This window comes from Coleofasciculus sp. E2-BRE-01 (genome assembly GCF_040221695.1).
In the GTDB taxonomy this organism is placed as follows: Bacteria; Cyanobacteriota; Cyanobacteriia; order Cyanobacteriales; family Coleofasciculaceae; genus Coleofasciculus.
Window position 1 is genome coordinate 73361 of record NZ_JAVKEA010000190.1, and the last position, 15381, is coordinate 88741.

At 49.2% G+C, this 15381-nt stretch carries 12 protein-coding genes; 10 read left to right on the plus strand and 2 right to left on the minus strand.

What is annotated here, in order from left to right:
* Positions 1–135 precede the first annotated feature (135 nt).
* From RIG66_RS23760 to RIG66_RS23780, 5 genes are all read left to right on the plus strand, one after another.
* Positions 136–2694 (plus strand): TonB-dependent siderophore receptor, encoded by a 2559-nt coding sequence (locus tag RIG66_RS23760; RefSeq protein ID WP_446381169.1) that lies wholly within the window; start codon positions 136–138, stop codon positions 2692–2694.
* Between the two features lie 203 nt (positions 2695–2897).
* A complete protein-coding gene (locus RIG66_RS23765; RefSeq protein WP_446381170.1) occupies positions 2898–4223 on the plus strand; it encodes an MFS transporter in 1326 nt (441 codons plus the stop codon).
* Between the two features lie 20 nt (positions 4224–4243).
* The gene (locus RIG66_RS23770) at positions 4244–6349 is read left to right on the plus strand and encodes an acylase (RefSeq protein ID WP_446381171.1); all 2106 of its coding nucleotides are present in this window, start codon (positions 4244–4246) and stop codon (positions 6347–6349) included.
* 55 nt (positions 6350–6404) lie between these two features.
* Positions 6405–6596: a thioesterase domain-containing protein gene (locus tag RIG66_RS23775; protein WP_446381172.1), complete on the plus strand. Its 192-nt coding sequence runs from the start codon at positions 6405–6407 to the stop codon at positions 6594–6596.
* Positions 6529–6807, plus strand: a complete 279-nt coding sequence (locus RIG66_RS23780) for a thioesterase II family protein (RefSeq protein ID WP_446381173.1) — start codon at positions 6529–6531, stop codon at positions 6805–6807. Before RIG66_RS23775 ends, RIG66_RS23780 begins: the two co-directional genes overlap by 68 nt.
* Before the next feature lie 18 nt (positions 6808–6825).
* Here RIG66_RS23780 and RIG66_RS23785 read toward each other — a convergent pair whose 3' ends face one another.
* A complete protein-coding gene (locus RIG66_RS23785) occupies positions 6826–7227 on the minus strand; it encodes an ExbD/TolR family protein (protein WP_446381174.1) in 402 nt (133 codons plus the stop codon).
* Positions 7211–7861, minus strand: coding sequence for a MotA/TolQ/ExbB proton channel family protein (locus tag RIG66_RS23790; RefSeq protein WP_446381175.1), 651 nt, complete (start codon positions 7859–7861; stop codon positions 7211–7213). Before RIG66_RS23790 ends, RIG66_RS23785 begins: the two co-directional genes overlap by 17 nt.
* Positions 7862–8309: 448 nt before the next feature.
* On the opposite strand from RIG66_RS23790, the gene RIG66_RS23795 reads away from it, so the two are divergent.
* The 5 genes from RIG66_RS23795 (at position 8310) to RIG66_RS23815 (ending at position 14500) form a co-directional block, all read left to right on the plus strand.
* Complete coding sequence (locus tag RIG66_RS23795) at positions 8310–10070, plus strand: TonB family protein (protein WP_446381176.1); 1761 nt, start codon at positions 8310–8312, stop codon at positions 10068–10070.
* Between the two features lie 90 nt (positions 10071–10160).
* Entirely contained in the window at positions 10161–11222 is a 1062-nt protein-coding gene (locus RIG66_RS23800) for an MORN repeat-containing protein (protein ID WP_446381177.1), read from the plus strand.
* 81 nt (positions 11223–11303) lie between these two features.
* Positions 11304–12338: a FecCD family ABC transporter permease gene (locus RIG66_RS23805; RefSeq protein ID WP_446381178.1), complete on the plus strand. Its 1035-nt coding sequence runs from the start codon at positions 11304–11306 to the stop codon at positions 12336–12338.
* Entirely contained in the window at positions 12335–13381 is a 1047-nt protein-coding gene (locus RIG66_RS23810) for a FecCD family ABC transporter permease (RefSeq protein ID WP_446381179.1), read from the plus strand. The genes RIG66_RS23805 and RIG66_RS23810 overlap by 4 nt, the downstream gene beginning before the upstream one ends.
* Positions 13382–13714: 333 nt before the next feature.
* Complete coding sequence (locus tag RIG66_RS23815; RefSeq protein ID WP_446381180.1) at positions 13715–14500, plus strand: ABC transporter ATP-binding protein; 786 nt, start codon at positions 13715–13717, stop codon at positions 14498–14500.
* The last annotated feature ends 881 nt before the right edge of the window (positions 14501–15381 follow it).

A 15381-nucleotide genomic window follows, 5' to 3' on the forward strand; every position in this document is an offset into this window, starting at 1 on the left:
CCGTCTTTATCAAATCTTCATAATATTTCTCTTGACAGGGGTAACAGCGCCAGTTTAGGTTTAGCTCTTGCTGATGCAAATAGTTATCAATAAATTAGATGGCGCGATCGCGCAATTGGGTGTGTAAGGAGAGAAATGAAGCGAACGAAATTACTGCCGTACTTATTGCTGAGCAACTCAGTTGGTGTCTTAGTGGCAACGTCAGCCTTAGCTGAGGTTACACCAATCAGTCAATCTCCAATAATAGAACGTTCTCATCTTAGTGAGATAGAGTTTCCCCTGACCCCCGTTAAAGGACGAGTTCAGCAACCTGAGTCAGGGAAATCAGCAGTCGTTGCCCAAGTCGATGGGAACCTTGTCCAAATAACGGGTGTACAGCTTAACCCAACAGAGATGGGGTTGGACATCATATTAGAAACCTCAGAAGGAGTCGCGCTGCAAGCCGAAACCAGGAGTGAAGACAATACCTTAATTGCTGATATCCCTAATGCCGTGCTGCTACTTCCAGAGGGTGAGGCGTTTCGCCAAGACAATCCCGTTGAAGGCATTGCCTCAGTGATAGTAACACAGCAGGATGTCAACAGTATTCGGGTGACGGTGACGGGTACAGAAACAATACCGACAGCCGAAGTAATGTCAAGTGCATCCGGATTAGTCTTCAGCCTGACAACTGCCCCGGATACCGCTGAAATGCCGCCTGATGCCCCAGAAGAAATTGAAATTGTGGTAACGGCTGAGCCAGAAACCGGATATCGCGTCCCTAGGGCGACAACGGGGACAAGAACAGACACCCCAATCCGCGACGTTCCCCAATCTATTCAAGTTATCCCCCAAGAAGTGATTGAAGACCGTCAAGTCACCCGTCTTAGCGAATTAGCTGATAACGTCAGTGGTGTACAACCGTCTGTCGGTTATGGTGGACTTCCTTCCAATCAAACCTTTATTCGCGGTTTTCGCTCCGGAGTAAACCTCCGCGATGGTTTTCGGGATTTCGGTTTTTTGTCTCCTCGTGATGTTAGTAACATTGAGCGAGTTGAGTTTCTCAGAGGTCCAGCATCGGTTCTTTATGGCAACCTTGAGCCAGGTGGAATTGTCAATACCGTAACCGAACAGCCCCTACCCTATCCCTTCTACGAAGTGAGCATGACGGTTGGCAATTATGATTTTTACCGCCCAACCATTGACCTGACAGGACCACTTACAGAAAATAGAGAGCTGCTTTATCGCCTCAACGTCGCCTACGAAAATGCAGACAGTTACCGGGACTTCAATGAGAACGAAAGTATCTTTATTGCTCCCGTGCTAACTTGGAACATTGGACCGCGTACCACTCTGACCACAGAAGTTGAGTATCAAAACTATAACTACGTTTTCGATCGTGGCTTTCGACCAGAACCGGAATTTCTGGAACTCCCTCGGAGCCGATTTTTAGGAGAACCCGATTTTAACGATGCTGAAGTTGACTCCTTCTTTGGTAGCTATAGCTTTCAACATGAGTTTAGTGACAACTGGAAATTCCGCCAAGGGTTCAGCGCTATTATCGTCAACAATGATATCCGGGAAGTCAACCTTCGCCCCTTAGAGGATGATCGACGCACCCTGCCCCGTCGCGCTTCCATGTCCGATGAATCTCAGGAAAACTATACGCTACAAAACGAATTTATCGCTGAATTGCAGACAGGCTCTATCGGTCATCAAATTCTGTTCGGACTAGACCTGAGCCGCTATGAATTCACCTACGACTTTTTCGGAGCGCCTCTAGCTTCCATTGATATCTTCGATCCGGAGTATGGAGCAGAACCTGGGGACTTTGAGCCAAGCTTTGCTGAAGAATACGGCTCTAACACCATTGCCTTTTACATGCAAGATTTGATTGAGGTGTTGCCTCAGTTAAAAATTCTAGTAGGGGGTCGCTTGGACTGGAGTGATATCTTCTACAGAAACCGTTTTACCGATGAATCCATCAATGATCTATCAGAGTTTGCCTTCTCACCGCGAGCTGGCATAGTGTATCAGCCAACTGACTCCACCTCCCTTTATTTCAGTTGGGCGAAGTCATTTAATCCCCAGTTTTTCAGTAGGAGTCGGACAGACGAGGCGTTTGAACCCGAACGGGGCGAACAATTTGAAATTGGGGTGAAGCAAGAGTTTTTGGATGGCAGACTGGCAGCTAACTTGGCACTTTACGAAATCACCAAGCAAAATGTTCTAACGCCTGATCCAATTGATCCTATCTTCAGCATTCAGGCGGGAGAACAAACAAGTCGGGGGATTGAATTGGAAATCGTAGGTGAAATCTTACCGGGATGGAATATTATCGCCACCTACGCTCACACTGATGCCTTTGTCAGTGAGGATAACACGATTCCAGAAGGCGATCGCTTGGTTGGTATCCCGCTCAATAGTGCGAGCCTCTGGACAACTTATGAAATTCAACAGGGTGGTTTGCAGGGTTTAGGGTTTGGTGTCGGCGTCTTCTTCGTCGGTGACAGGGAAGCCCGACTGCCTAATACAGGCTTGGAAATTCCATCCTATGTCAGAGCAGATGCTCGTCTTTCTTATCGACGAGACAATTGGCAAGCTGCCGTTAACTTCAAGAATCTTTTCAACACCGAATATTACGAAACCCAAGGATTCTTTCTCACTCCCCAAGCTCCTTTCACGATTTTGGGAACGATTGCGGTGGAGTTTTAAGTATCTTTGAACGAAATAGTTGAGCGCAGTCCCCATCTAGAATCTTTGATTTAGATGGGGTGCGTTCAAACGAATGGCTCTAAAAATCCATGCCGGTGAAAGTTGTCCTCTGCTTAAAACACAAGAGCGGGTTGAGCTAATTAGACAAACAATGGCTAAGGCTGATTAGATGTCTTGCGTTTATTCAGGAACAGAGAATAGCCATGAACTCACAGCATCGACCGAACAGCCTACACACATTTACTATCATTTGGATTGGGCAAGTCGCCTCAATCCTGGGTTCCCGAATGACGAACTTTGCCGTGATCATTTGGGCGTGGCAAATCACTGGCGAGGCAACACCCTTATCCTTACTCGCCTTTTTTACCCAAATCCCAATCCTCATTGCTGCTGCCTTCGCTGGAGTCATTATTGACCACTGGAATCGCAAGCTGATGATGATTGTCGGAGATGTCATGGCAGGACTGTCCACAGTTATTATTCTTGTGCTATTCCTAACTGGCAATCTGGCAATTTGGCATCTCTATCTAACGGGTGCTGTCAATGGGTTGTTTGGCTACCTCCAGGAACTGGCGTTCTCGGCATCCCAAGCCCTAATTGTTCCTAAACAGCATTACGTCAGAGTTGGTGCTATGGGTTCAATGAAGACCTTTGGCTCTGGTGTCCTCGCCCCAGCGCTGGCAGGCGTACTCTACTACATCATTGGTCTTTCCGGCATTTTGATCATTGACTTCATTACCTTCCTGATTGCCATCGGCACGCTAACCCTCGTAAAAATTCCTCAACCCAAACCAAGTGAAGTGAACCAAGCCAGCACTGGCAAACGTTGGCAGCAATTGACGTTGGGTTTCCGTTACCTGTTTAACCGTCCTAGTCTCATTGCTCTCCAACTCTTTGCCCTGAGTTATATCTTCGTTGATAGAGCATCTGAGGTTGTTGCACCGATGATTTTAGCTCGCAGTGGCAATAATACGGCGGTACTCGGTAGCGTCCAAGGAGCTGTTGGTCTTGGCGGTTTAGTGGGAGCAATTCTGCTAAGTCTTTGGGGAGGACCCAAGCGTCGCATCCAGGGTCTGTTAATCGGTAGAGCGTTAGTCTTTAGCGGTGAAATGTTCTTGGGTTTAGGGCGTTTGCCCTCTATTTGGATGGGAGCCAACTTTGGTGCGGGTTTATTTAAACCCCTAGCGAATAGCTGTGAAAGTGCCCTTTGGCTGTCTAAAGTGGAACCGAACGTGCAGGGACGAGTGTTTGCTGCCAGTTCTTTTCTCGAAGGAATCATCTCACCACTAGGGCTATTGATTGCTGGTCCCTTAGCCGACTATATTTTTGAGCCAGCGATGATGCCGGGAGGCAGTCTCGCTCCCATCTTGGGGAATGTGTTTGGTACAGGTGCAGGTAGTGGGATGGCACTTCAACTGACCCTCTTCTCGTTTATTGTCGTCCTCATCTGTCTGGGTAGTTATTCTGCCTTCCCAGCATTGCGGGATATAGATGATATTTTGCCCGACCATGATGTCGAGGCGAAGTGAAGAATAAGCAATAGGAAATTATGTCTGTACAATCACGATCAGATAGGGGAACATTTCGACCTGTGGCTGGGCAACAAAAGACCGAAATCCTTTGGGATACCTATGGTGTTCCCCATATTTATGGTAAAGATGTCCAGAGTCTTTTCCACGCTTTTGGTTGGGCGCAAATGCACAGCCATGGTAACTTGCTCTTGCGCTTCTACGGTCAAGCCCGTGGACGAGCAGCTGAATACTGGGGAGAAAACTATGTAGAATCTGACCAGTGGGTGCGAACAATGGGTGTTCCTAGTCGCGCCCAGCAATGGTACGATGCACAAAATCCGACGTTTCGCAACTACATTGATGCCTTTGCTGCTGGGATTAACACCTATACTCAAAACCATGCTGAGTTAATTGACAATGAGGTTAAGGGGGTGCTGCCTGTCACAGGCGTAGATGTGCTAGCTCATCTCCATCGCTTGCTTAATTTCACCTTTATTGTTGAACCCCAGACTGTTGCCAGTTTAAGGGAAGAGTGGGAAAGTCCTCAGGATACTTCAAAAGAATTCAACACGCAAAACATCACACCCCAGAAACCCTTAGGATCTAACGGTTGGGCGATCGCACCTTCTCGTTCTGCCAGTGGCAATGCTATGCTGCTAGCCAATCCCCACCTCCCTTGGTCAAATTTATTTCTCTGGTATGAAGCTCAGTTCAATGCCCCAGGTATCGATACCTACGGCGCAACTTTGGTTGGTATCCCAGTCTTAACGATTGGTTTCAATGATAATTTGGGCTGGACTCACACGGTCAACAAATATAATGGGTGGGATGCCTACGAGCTAACCTTAGCTGACGGGGGCTACCGCTTTGACGGTAAAATTCACGCCTTTCAAACCGAAACACAAACGCTAAACGTTAGGCAGCCTGATGGGACTCTACAGCAAAAACCCTTGACTGTACAATGTTGCGTCCATGGTCCAGTTATCGCCCAGAAGGAGGGTAAAGCCCTTGCCTTACGGGTGGTTGGTCTTGACCAGCCAGGGGCATTGGAGCAATGGTGGAGGATGGGGCTTGCCAAAAACCTAACTGAATTTGAAGCGGCAATCAAGCCCTTGCAGATTCCCATGTTCACGGTGATCTATGCGGATCGAGAGGGGCATATCATGCACCTATTTAACGGTCAAGTGCCAGTGCGTTCACAGGGCGATTATGCCTACTGGTCAGGCATTATTCCTGGTGACACCTCGACTACCTTGTGGACTCAATTTCACCCCTACGGTGATCTGCCTCGCGTTCTCGATCCCCAAAGTGGTTGGTTACAGAATGCAAATGACCCCCCTTGGACAACAACGTTTCCAGCACCCCTTAAACCCGATGATTATCCCTCCTATATAGCGCCGCGAGGTCCGGTGGAGTTTCGGGCGCAACACTCGGCGAAAATGCTCAAGTCAGATGAATGGATTTCCTTTGAGAAAATGGTTGAGTACAAACACTCGACCCACGTAGAACTAGCGGAACGTCTGTTAGACGATCTAATTACGGCGGCACGGCAGCAAAGTGGAGAGGTAGCAAAAAACGCGGCGGATGTATTGGAAAACTGGGATCGTAAAACAGAATCCGATAGTCGTGGCGCCGTGCTGTTTGCATTCTGGAGTGAAGAAGTCGATTTCTCTAACTTGTTTGCTAGTCCCTGGAATGAGCAAGAGCCATTAACTACACCCAATGGTCTTGCCGATCCGGTTAATGCCGTGACAGCCTTGGAAGCCGCTGCTCAAAGGGTTATGGCAACCTATAGAACACTGGACGTACCTTGGGGAGACGTTTTTCGGCTATGCTCTGGTAATTTAGACTTACCAGCCAATGGAGGTGAGGTTGGCATTTTCCGCAACCTCTGGTTTAGTCCTTTAGAAGACGGGCGTTTTGAAGCCATTGGTGGGGATTCCTATGTTGCCGCGATCGAGTTTTCTAATCCAGTCCGGGCGATGGCACTTACCAGTTATGGGAATGCCACTCAACCCAACTCACCCCATGTTGGCGATCAGCTAGAGCTGTTTGCCAAGAAACAGTTGCGACCGATTTGGCGATCGCGCCAGGAAATAGAAGCTCACTTGGCTACTCGCGAGGTCTTGACTGATGTGGAATAAAACTACATCTGAAGTTCAATGTTTGTTGCAAAATTAAATAGATATTTTCTAGAAGATGGATTACCTCGTTGACCCTGGGGTTACCTATCCTAAACTTAATCCCCAGGCAAACTTACGTTTGTTTTGTTTTCCCTACGCCGGAGGTGCTGCTCGGATATTTCGGACGTGGAGTGATAGCTGTGCTAGAGAATGCCGAACTGATGCAGTTTATTCTGCCTATCCTGCGATCGGATTTTGCGGTACTTGAAACCTATGTTTACACCCCTAAGTCACCCCTGAATTGTCCGATTTCCGCGTTTGGGGGTTCGGATGATCCAGAAGCGACTTGGGATGATTTGGAAGGATGGCGGATTCAGGCTAGGGCTGCATTCTCATTGCGTATGTTGCCTGGAGATCACTTCTTTTTGCATTCAGCCGAGAGGTTGCTGTTGCCAATTCTTGCCGAGAATTGTCATTGACAAAGCGTGCGATCGCCTTTACTGTCTCTGAGCAGCGATCGCTAATTTGGTTCCCTCAATTTGACGCAACCGATCCATCACACTCACCACCCGACCATGATCAACTTTTTCATCAGCATTGACAATGACAAGGGATTCACTATTCGGCACAACTAAAGCGCGAACGGCTTCTTCAAGCGCCTCTAATTCAATCGGCTGGCGATTCAGGGCAATTTTTCCATCGGGCTGAATCGTAACCGTAATTTCAGTACTCGGCTGATTTTGGGCAGTTGTAGCATTCGGTAAATTCACCGACAACCCTTCTGAACGGGTCAAGTATAGCGTCGAAATAATGAAAAATGCCAAAATCGAGAAAATCACATCGATCATCGGCACGATGTTAATTTCTCCTGGCTTCTCTGACTCATCGGGAAGCCGCATAAACCTCTCTCCTTTGCTCATATTGACGACGATAAAGCAGTTCTAACTGACCGCCATATTCCTGAATCAACGCCAGTTGTCGCTGATAAAAGCTCCGGAAAATATTGGAGAAAAAGAGGGTGAAAATTGCCACAACCAACCCCATGACGGTTGAAACCAAAGCTTCGGAAATTCCCCCCGTGACTCCCGTCGTGCGGGTTCCGCCAACATCACCAATATTCAGGGAAGAAAACGCTGTTATCAAGCCCAAAATCGTTCCCAAAAGACCGAGGAGAGGAGAAATACCAACAATCGTATCAAACACGGTATTAAATCGCTTCAACGTTGGCAATTCTGCCTGAGCTGCACTCTCTAAAGCCAGACGGAATTCCTCCGGGTTGGGGTTGTCAAGCTCTAACGCTTCGAGAAAAATCTTGGCAATCGGCAAATCAGCATTCTGCTGTAGATAGTTGATCGCCACGTCTGGCTTTTCTCGGTAAAGCTTCAGAACGTCTCTCACAACTCGGCGTTGCCGACGAGTGACCCGAAACCAAAAAAACAATCGCTCTACAATCAGGGTGACTGCCGCCAGGGAAAATAGGAGTAGGGGCCAAGCGACGATTCCGCCTGACTGGAAAAATGGAATAATGGGCATAGCCTCTCTTGCAATTGTGATTCAACAAGCTCAGCCAGCTTTCCGGCGTACCGTGAGAGTACAAGCTGATAATTATTTTCAATAGATGTATTCCTAAATCGGTTTCCTTGTCAAGGTGTTGAGCGAAATATTTTTCGTTACTCAAGAGTCTGCTAGGACGTTTAGCGATCGCTTATCCAGCCAAAACCACGGATAATCGGGCGTTTAGCGACTCTTGGGGGGACTAAGTTCGGAACTCTTCCTACTTGACAGGAATAGTGAATTGGTGTAGTTAAGCCAATTTGTTGAAAATAACTATCAAAACAATTTTGTGGATATTCGTGACTAGGTTTGTCATGTTATACTTGCCAAGTTCATTTATTGTTTCACCGTTAATGCAACTTATATGCAATAATCTGGAGTGGTTGAGACGATAGGCGCTTGAGTAATCAGGAAAGGTGCGTAGCGTATGAGCATATCGAGCTTCTGTATAGAGCAGCACAAAAAAGAACAAGAGGCTCTCAAAAAGTTTCTCATCTACAGCTTTGCTGGGAGTGCGGTGCTGCATATAGTGCTAGCCCTTGGCATAAGCTGGGCTTGGGAAACAAGACCAGAACTTGCCGAAGACCCCATTGAAATCATACTTGTGGAGGAACCTGAAGTACCTAAACCAGAAGAACAACCTCTAAAAGAGACTCCAAAGCCAAAAGCAAAGACAGTTGAAACCCTAACTCCACCGCAACCGACCAAAACGCAGATACCAGAGCCAATTAAACCGCAGCAACGGGCTGACGCTTTACCTCAAAAACCCGTCCAGCAACCCGTACCTGCTCTACCAGCAACACCTCAAAAACCCGTAACGCCACCTGCACCCACCTCAGTAGAGCCACCCACTGAACCGACAAGGGAACGCAGCCCCGTTGTTACACCTCCCTCAGAACCCGTTCGTGAACCCTCAGAACCTGCTCTATCACCACCTGAACCCGTAGCCATTAATAATTCAGCACCGCCACGCCCAGAAAACAATTCCCAACCACTTCAGACTGACTCAGACGTAGGAAAACTTAGAGAACGCTTAAGCGAACCAACGACGACACAATCAACAGCACCACCCAATGATGACGCCTCTGAAGCCAACCCCACATCCCCAGGTGCAGTGGCAACCAATCCCTCTGCACCCCCACGACCCAGAGGAGTTTCTGGAATACTTTCTGATGCGTCAAAGATTACCGAAAACATCAGAGATCGCTTAGGCGGTAGCTTTTCAGAATCGACAGGTTCTCCAAGTGCCGAAGACTCAATGGCTGACCCTGGCTTGCCAGGAGCAGTGGCGACCAATCCCTCAGCCCCTACACGACCCAGCGGTACTTCCCAACCGCTTTCAGGTTCTTCTTCGGGTTCCCAACCATTCAGAGAAAGCTTGGGCGGTGGCAGTTCTGGCGAACGAGCTTCATCAAGTGAGGGCGACTCAATAGCTAATCCTGGCTTGCCAGGAGCAGTGGCGACCAATACCTCAGCTCCTACGCGACCAAAACCAGGGGGTAACGCAGGGGGGGATCGAACTGAAGATGGAGGCGGGGGATTGCGTTGTATTAGGGGGTGCAATCCCGATTATCCATCCTCTTTGGAAGGTGAGGAAGGGAGAGTCCCTGTCAATGTTGAGCTGGATAGAAACGGTAATGTAGTGAATGCGCGAGCGAGTGGAGGTACTCGCAGTAGACAATTTGTGCAAGAAGCGGAGGCAGCCACCAGGAGGATGAAGTTTACAAAACCTGAAGGTAGAGACCGTGTTACCGTCACAGTAAATATTAACTTTACACAACCAGGCTCTGAGTTTGATCGCCAAGCTCGCGAACGTCGAGAACAGAATGAGCGCGAACGCCAGCAGAGAGAACAGGAGCGTCAGGCGCAGCTCGAACAGGAACGCCAAGAACGGGAACGTCAGGCGCAGCTTGAACAGGAACGCAAAGAACAAGAACGCCAAGAGCAACTCGAACGCGAACGTCAAGAACAGCTCGAACGCGAACGTCAAGAACAAGAACGTCAAGAACAACTTGAACGCGAACGCCAAGAACAAGAACGTCAAGAACAACTTGAACGCGAACGCCAAGAACAAGAACGTCAAGAACAACTTGAACGCGAACGCCAAGAACAAGAACGTCAAGAACAACTCGAACGCGAACGCCAAGAACAGGTGGAAGAAGTACCCCCTCCCGAACCTACAGAGTAAGACTGTAACCCAATGCCAGATGCAATCTCTAAAAATAACTCAACAATTAGCCCCATCTATTTCAATTTCAATAAAGGAGGTATTTGTCTAATGCTTCGTACAATCGGACGATTCGGAATAACGTTACTTATTGCCTCAAGCGTAGATATTGCCAGCCATGTTATCAATCCCTCGATCGCAGTAGCAGGTGTTGTAACCTTACCCGATGGGGGTCGCTGTGAAGGGGCAATGAGCAACGGTAACCTCAACGGTGAAGTCGTCTGTGAATACGCGAATGGCGATCGCTATGAAGGAAACTTTGTCGATGGTAACAAGAAAGGTCAAGGCACCTACACCTTTGCTGATGGCGGTCGTTATGAAGGTGAGTTTAGCAACGACCAACCCAATGGCAAAGGTGTTCGGGTGTACGAAAATGGCGATCGCTACGAAGGGGAGTTTAAGGACGGTCAGCCTAACGGTACGGGAACCTACATTAGCGCCGATGGCGGTCGCTATGAGGGACAGTTTACGGATGGCAATCCCAGCGGTACAGGAGCCTTTATTTTAGCCAATGGCGATCGCTGTGAAGGCGAAATTCAAGACGCTAACCTCAATGGTATGGGGGTGTGCGACTATGCTAATGGCGATCGCTATGAAGGTGAACTGAGTGATGGTAAGGCGAACGGTCAAGGAGTCTACACCTTCTCTGAGGGGGGGCGCTACGAAGGAACGTTTAGCAATGGTCAGTTCAGTGGCAAAGGGGTTCGGGACTATCCCAATGGCAATCGCTACGAAGGGGAATTTAGTAATGGCAAACCCGAGGGTCAAGGCGTGTACGTCTTCGCTAATGGAAACCGCTACGAAGGTCAATTCAGTAACGGTAAATTTAACGGCGAAGGTGTTTTCACCGACGCCAATGGTAATCGTTACGAAGGACAGTTTAGTAACGGTAAGTTCAACGGCACTGGAATTTATACGTTTGCTAATGGCGATCGCTGCGAAGGACAGTTCAGTGAGGGTCAGTTAAACGGCAAAGCTGTCTGTAACTATGCCAGTGGGGATAGCTTTGAAGGAGAATTCCTCAATGGACAAAGGCAGGGAGAAGGTGTCTATATTTTCGCTGACGGAACCCGTGTGGAGGGAAATTGGGAAAATGGGGAGATTCAAAATTAGTTGGGGAATGGGGCTTTGGACATTGGCAGTGCTACAACCTTTCTAGTGGCGATTGGAATAGTTGATTGAGGGCAGAAGCGATTGGTAAGCAAGAGTGCTACGGCAAGAGAAACGAGTAGGGGGCGATCGCGCCTTTTACTCCCCGTGGGTTTGTCTCTGAGTCTGTTGATTCTGCTCGTCAGCTTGGTGGCAAGCATTACCTATGGTGCCGCCGATATTTCCTTCGATACTGTCTATGCCGCTTTAACCAACTTTGATGGCTCTACCGATCACCTGATTATCCGCACAGTCAGATTGCCGCGATCGCTGATTGCCATGCTAGTGGGTGCTGCCCTTGGGGTGGCAGGTGCCCTGATGCAGGGATTAACTCGCAACCCTTTAGCTTCGCCGGGAATCCTGGGAGTTAATGCGGGTGCGGCAATGGCAGTCGTCATCGCTGTTTTCCTCTTCGGCTCATCTTCCCTGAGTGTCTATGCTTGGTGTGCCTTTGGGGGGGCAGGTGTTACGGCAATCACCGTCTATTTGCTCGGATCTCTGGGTCGAGGGGGACTGACTCCACTCAACCTGACGATTGCGGGTGCGGCATTGACTGCCTTACTGTCCTCACTCACCACTGCCATCCTCATCCTTAGCCAACAAACCCTGGATGAAATCCGCTTCTGGTTAGCTGGATCGGTGGCGGGTCGGGATTTCACGTTGTTCTTACAAGTGCTGCCTTACATCGGCATTGGATTAGCGATCGCGTTTGCCTTAGGGAAACAAATGACCACCCTAACTCTTGGTGACGATGTGGCTAAAAGCTTGGGTCAACAAACCCTATGGGTGAAACTAACCGCCGCCGTGAGTGTGGTTTTGCTGGCAGGGAGCGCTGTCGCGGCAGCTGGTCCGATTGGATTTATTGGTCTGGTTGTTCCCCACATTGTCCGCTTTTTAGTGGGCGTTGATTATCGCTGGATTCTGCCTTATTCTGCCATTTTTGGTGCCATCCTACTCCTGGTCGCTGATATCACTGCCAGGGTGTTGATTAGTCCTCAAGAACTGCCCGTGGGAGTCATGACTGCTCTAGTGGGCGCTCCGTTCTTCATTTATCTGGCGCGGTTCAAGGTGAAACGGTGAGAAAAAACTGGCTAGTTATTCGTCCTCGACTGTTGCCTATATCGTTCCGTATAGAACGGCGCGTACCAACCGTACTACTCGTATTGGTTTTGGTGACTCTCGCGGCGATCGTGATCAATGTGGGGCAAGGGGAATATCCCATTCCACCATTGGCTGTTTTAAAAACGATTGTGGGGTTGCCGACGGCTAACCCCGACTATGCCTTTATTGTGAATGTGCTGCGGTTGCCCAGAACGTTAGTCGCCTTTGGGGTAGGAGTAGGATTAGCCATCTCTGGGACGATTCTGCAAGGACTGACACGCAATCCCTTAGCCGATCCCGGCATCATTGGCGTGAATGCGGGTGCGAGTTTAGCGGCTGTCAGTTTAATCATTTTATTTCCAGATGTGCCGCTGTTTGCCCTACCTTTGTCTGCCTTTGCTGGAGCGTTGGTTGTTGCCATCTTTATCTACCTTCTGGCTTGGGATCAGGGCAGTTCTCCCATCCGGTTAATTCTCGTCGGTGTCGGGATAGCCGCTATCCTAGGGGCTTTGACGAATTTAATGGTCACATTGGGGGAAATTAATAGTGTCAGTCAGGCATTGGTTTGGCTGGCGGGAAGTGTCTACGGACGGGGTTGGCAGCATGTCGGGGCATTATTCCCTTGGCTGGCGGTGTTTGTACCCCTGTCGTTGGCGCTTTCGATGCCACTGAATGCCCTCTCACTGGGAGATGACCTTGCCAGAGGACTGGGGGCGAGAGTGGAGTGGCAGCGGGGTTTGTTATTGCTCATGAGTGCGGCAATGGCGGGTGCGGCTGTGGCTGTGGCGGGTACGGTTGGCTTTGTGGGATTGATGGCACCGCACTTGGGGCGTCAGTTGGTTGGACCCAATCACGAAGGGTTAATGCCAACAGCAGCGCTGATGGGTGGACTAATTATTGTGCTGGCTGATTGGTTGGCACGGGTACTCTTTGCACCCATCGAGTTGCCCTGTGGTGCGATTACCGCCGCTGTCGGTGCCCCTTATTTTCTCTATCTGCTGGTTCGCAACCGCAAGCGATGACCCTATCTAATTTAGGGGTTGCTGAATAAGTGTTGTGGTGAGGGGGAGCGGGGGAAGCTGGGGAAGCTGGGGGAGCTGGGGGAGCTGGGGAAGCTGGGGAAGCTGGGGAAGCTGGGGAAGCTGGGGAAGCTGGGGAAGCTGGGGGAGGTGAACTCAAAACTCTACCTTACCTATTGCCCATGAAACACCGAGCGAAGCCGAGGTGTTGCCCATTGCCTATTGCCCATTACCCATTACCCATTGCCCATTGCCTATTGCCCATTGCCTATTGCCTATTGCCTATTCCCTGTTCCCTTTCCTAACCAAAATGTCCTGCTTTAGACGGATAACCAAATGAGCTTATTGTCAACTCGCCGACTTTCTCTGGCGTATGATGGAACACCTGTGATCACGAACCTCGACCTGGCAATTCCTGTCGGGAAGATTACGGCTTTGGTTGGACCCAACGGCTGTGGCAAATCAACCCTGTTGCGGGGACTGGCGAGGTTGCTCAAGCCTTGTGCAGGTACAGTTTACTTAGACGGGACTGATATTTTCAAGCGCTCAACCAAAGCTGTGGCGAAGCGATTGGGAATTCTCCCCCAAAGTCCAGTAGCTCCGGAGGGGTTGACGGTTCGAGATTTGGTCGCTCAGGGTCGTTACCCTTACCATAACTGGTTGCAGCAATGGTCAAAAGATGATGAAATCCTGGTGGAGAAGGCGCTTTTCATTACAGGGATAACCCAACTGGCAGACCGAGTATTGGACACGCTTTCGGGTGGACAACGACAACGAGCTTGGATTGCTATGGCACTAGCTCAGGATACAGAGATTCTGCTATTGGATGAACCGACAACGTTTTTAGACTTGGCGCATCAAGTCGAGGTATTGGATTTGTTGTATGAGTTGAACCAGAGCGAAGGGCGGACGATTGTTATGGTACTGCACGACCTGAATCAGGCGTGTCGCTACGCCAATCATCTGGTTGCCGTGCGCCAGGGTCAAGTTTATACAAAAGGAGAGCCAATGCAAGTTGTGACGGAGGCGATGGTGCGTGAAGTGTTTGGTTTGGAGTGTCGGATTGTGCCTGACCCGGTAGCGGGGACGCCAATGTGTGTACCAATGGGTCGTTGGGTGTAAGTAGGGGCTGCTGAATAAGTATTGGGGAGATGGGGAGCTGGGGAAGCTGGGGAAGCTGGGGGAGCAAGGGAAGCAGTGATACATTTTCCCTGATAGCGGTGCAAGGGTATGAAAGGGGTTTTACCTTATGTCCTTGAAGATAAGCTAATGTCCATGCTACTCAAAGCCTTGATAGCTAAGGGTTTTGGACTTGCGCCGCAAACCCTAAGTAGGTGGACACAATCAAAGCTAACGGTGGAGATCGTCATTTGTCATTCGTCATTCGTCATTCGTCATAAGCTGTTCGGCATTTAAACCTTAATGTCAAGAATGGCAAAATCCTTGTAGTGCGAGCATCTTGCTCGCTGCTAATATAGCACTACGCTCTAAGGTTAGGACAAAAAAAGAAAAATTTAAATCGCTTGACCCTGAATTTCGACAGGACTTCGGCGTGAGCGCGACTCGACTGAGCGCTCGCCGAACGTCTCAGTCGAACGCTCAATTGCCGCGAAGCGACGCCCTGAGTGTGCCGAAGGGTCGAAGGGTCAATCCCTTGTCAGCTAAGCTTTTGTCTTCACTATTGCCTATGACACACCGAGCGAAGTCGAGGTGTTGCCTATTGCCTATTCCCGCTTCGCGTAGCGCTATAACTGCATAGGTTCCAAAACGTCAGAGATATAAAGGGTTATGCTCCTTCCTACATAACCCCCTCAGGCAATATCTGAGGGTTTTTTTTGACTTTTCACCTTTTTTTCACAATTGTTCGATAGGTTTAATCATAGTTGTTACCCTGATGTGGAAGTGATTACCCACCCCCTGCTAAAATGGCGGGGGTCTTTTTTTGTCTATTTTTTTTTGTCAATGTTGGTCGGTGCGCCGATCATCAGCTTCATATCTTGATT

Excerpts from the sequence above, each read along its gene's own strand:
- RIG66_RS23760 (WP_446381169.1), top strand. The coding sequence starts at position 136 with ATGAAGCGAACGAAATTACTGCCGTACTTATTGCTGAGCAACTCAGTT.
- RIG66_RS23800 (WP_446381177.1), top strand. The coding sequence starts at position 10,161 with ATGCTTCGTACAATCGGACGATTCGGAATAACGTTACTTATTGCCTCA.
- RIG66_RS23785 (WP_446381174.1), bottom strand. The coding sequence starts at position 7,227 with ATGCGGCTTCCCGATGAGTCAGAGAAGCCAGGAGAAATTAACATCGTG.
- RIG66_RS23765 (WP_446381170.1), top strand. The coding sequence starts at position 2,898 with ATGAACTCACAGCATCGACCGAACAGCCTACACACATTTACTATCATT.
- RIG66_RS23770 (WP_446381171.1), top strand. The coding sequence starts at position 4,244 with ATGTCTGTACAATCACGATCAGATAGGGGAACATTTCGACCTGTGGCT.
- RIG66_RS23790 (WP_446381175.1), bottom strand. The coding sequence starts at position 7,861 with ATGCCCATTATTCCATTTTTCCAGTCAGGCGGAATCGTCGCTTGGCCC.
- RIG66_RS23815 (WP_446381180.1), top strand. The coding sequence starts at position 13,715 with ATGAGCTTATTGTCAACTCGCCGACTTTCTCTGGCGTATGATGGAACA.
- RIG66_RS23775 (WP_446381172.1), top strand. The coding sequence starts at position 6,405 with ATGGATTACCTCGTTGACCCTGGGGTTACCTATCCTAAACTTAATCCC.
- RIG66_RS23795 (WP_446381176.1), top strand. The coding sequence starts at position 8,310 with ATGAGCATATCGAGCTTCTGTATAGAGCAGCACAAAAAAGAACAAGAG.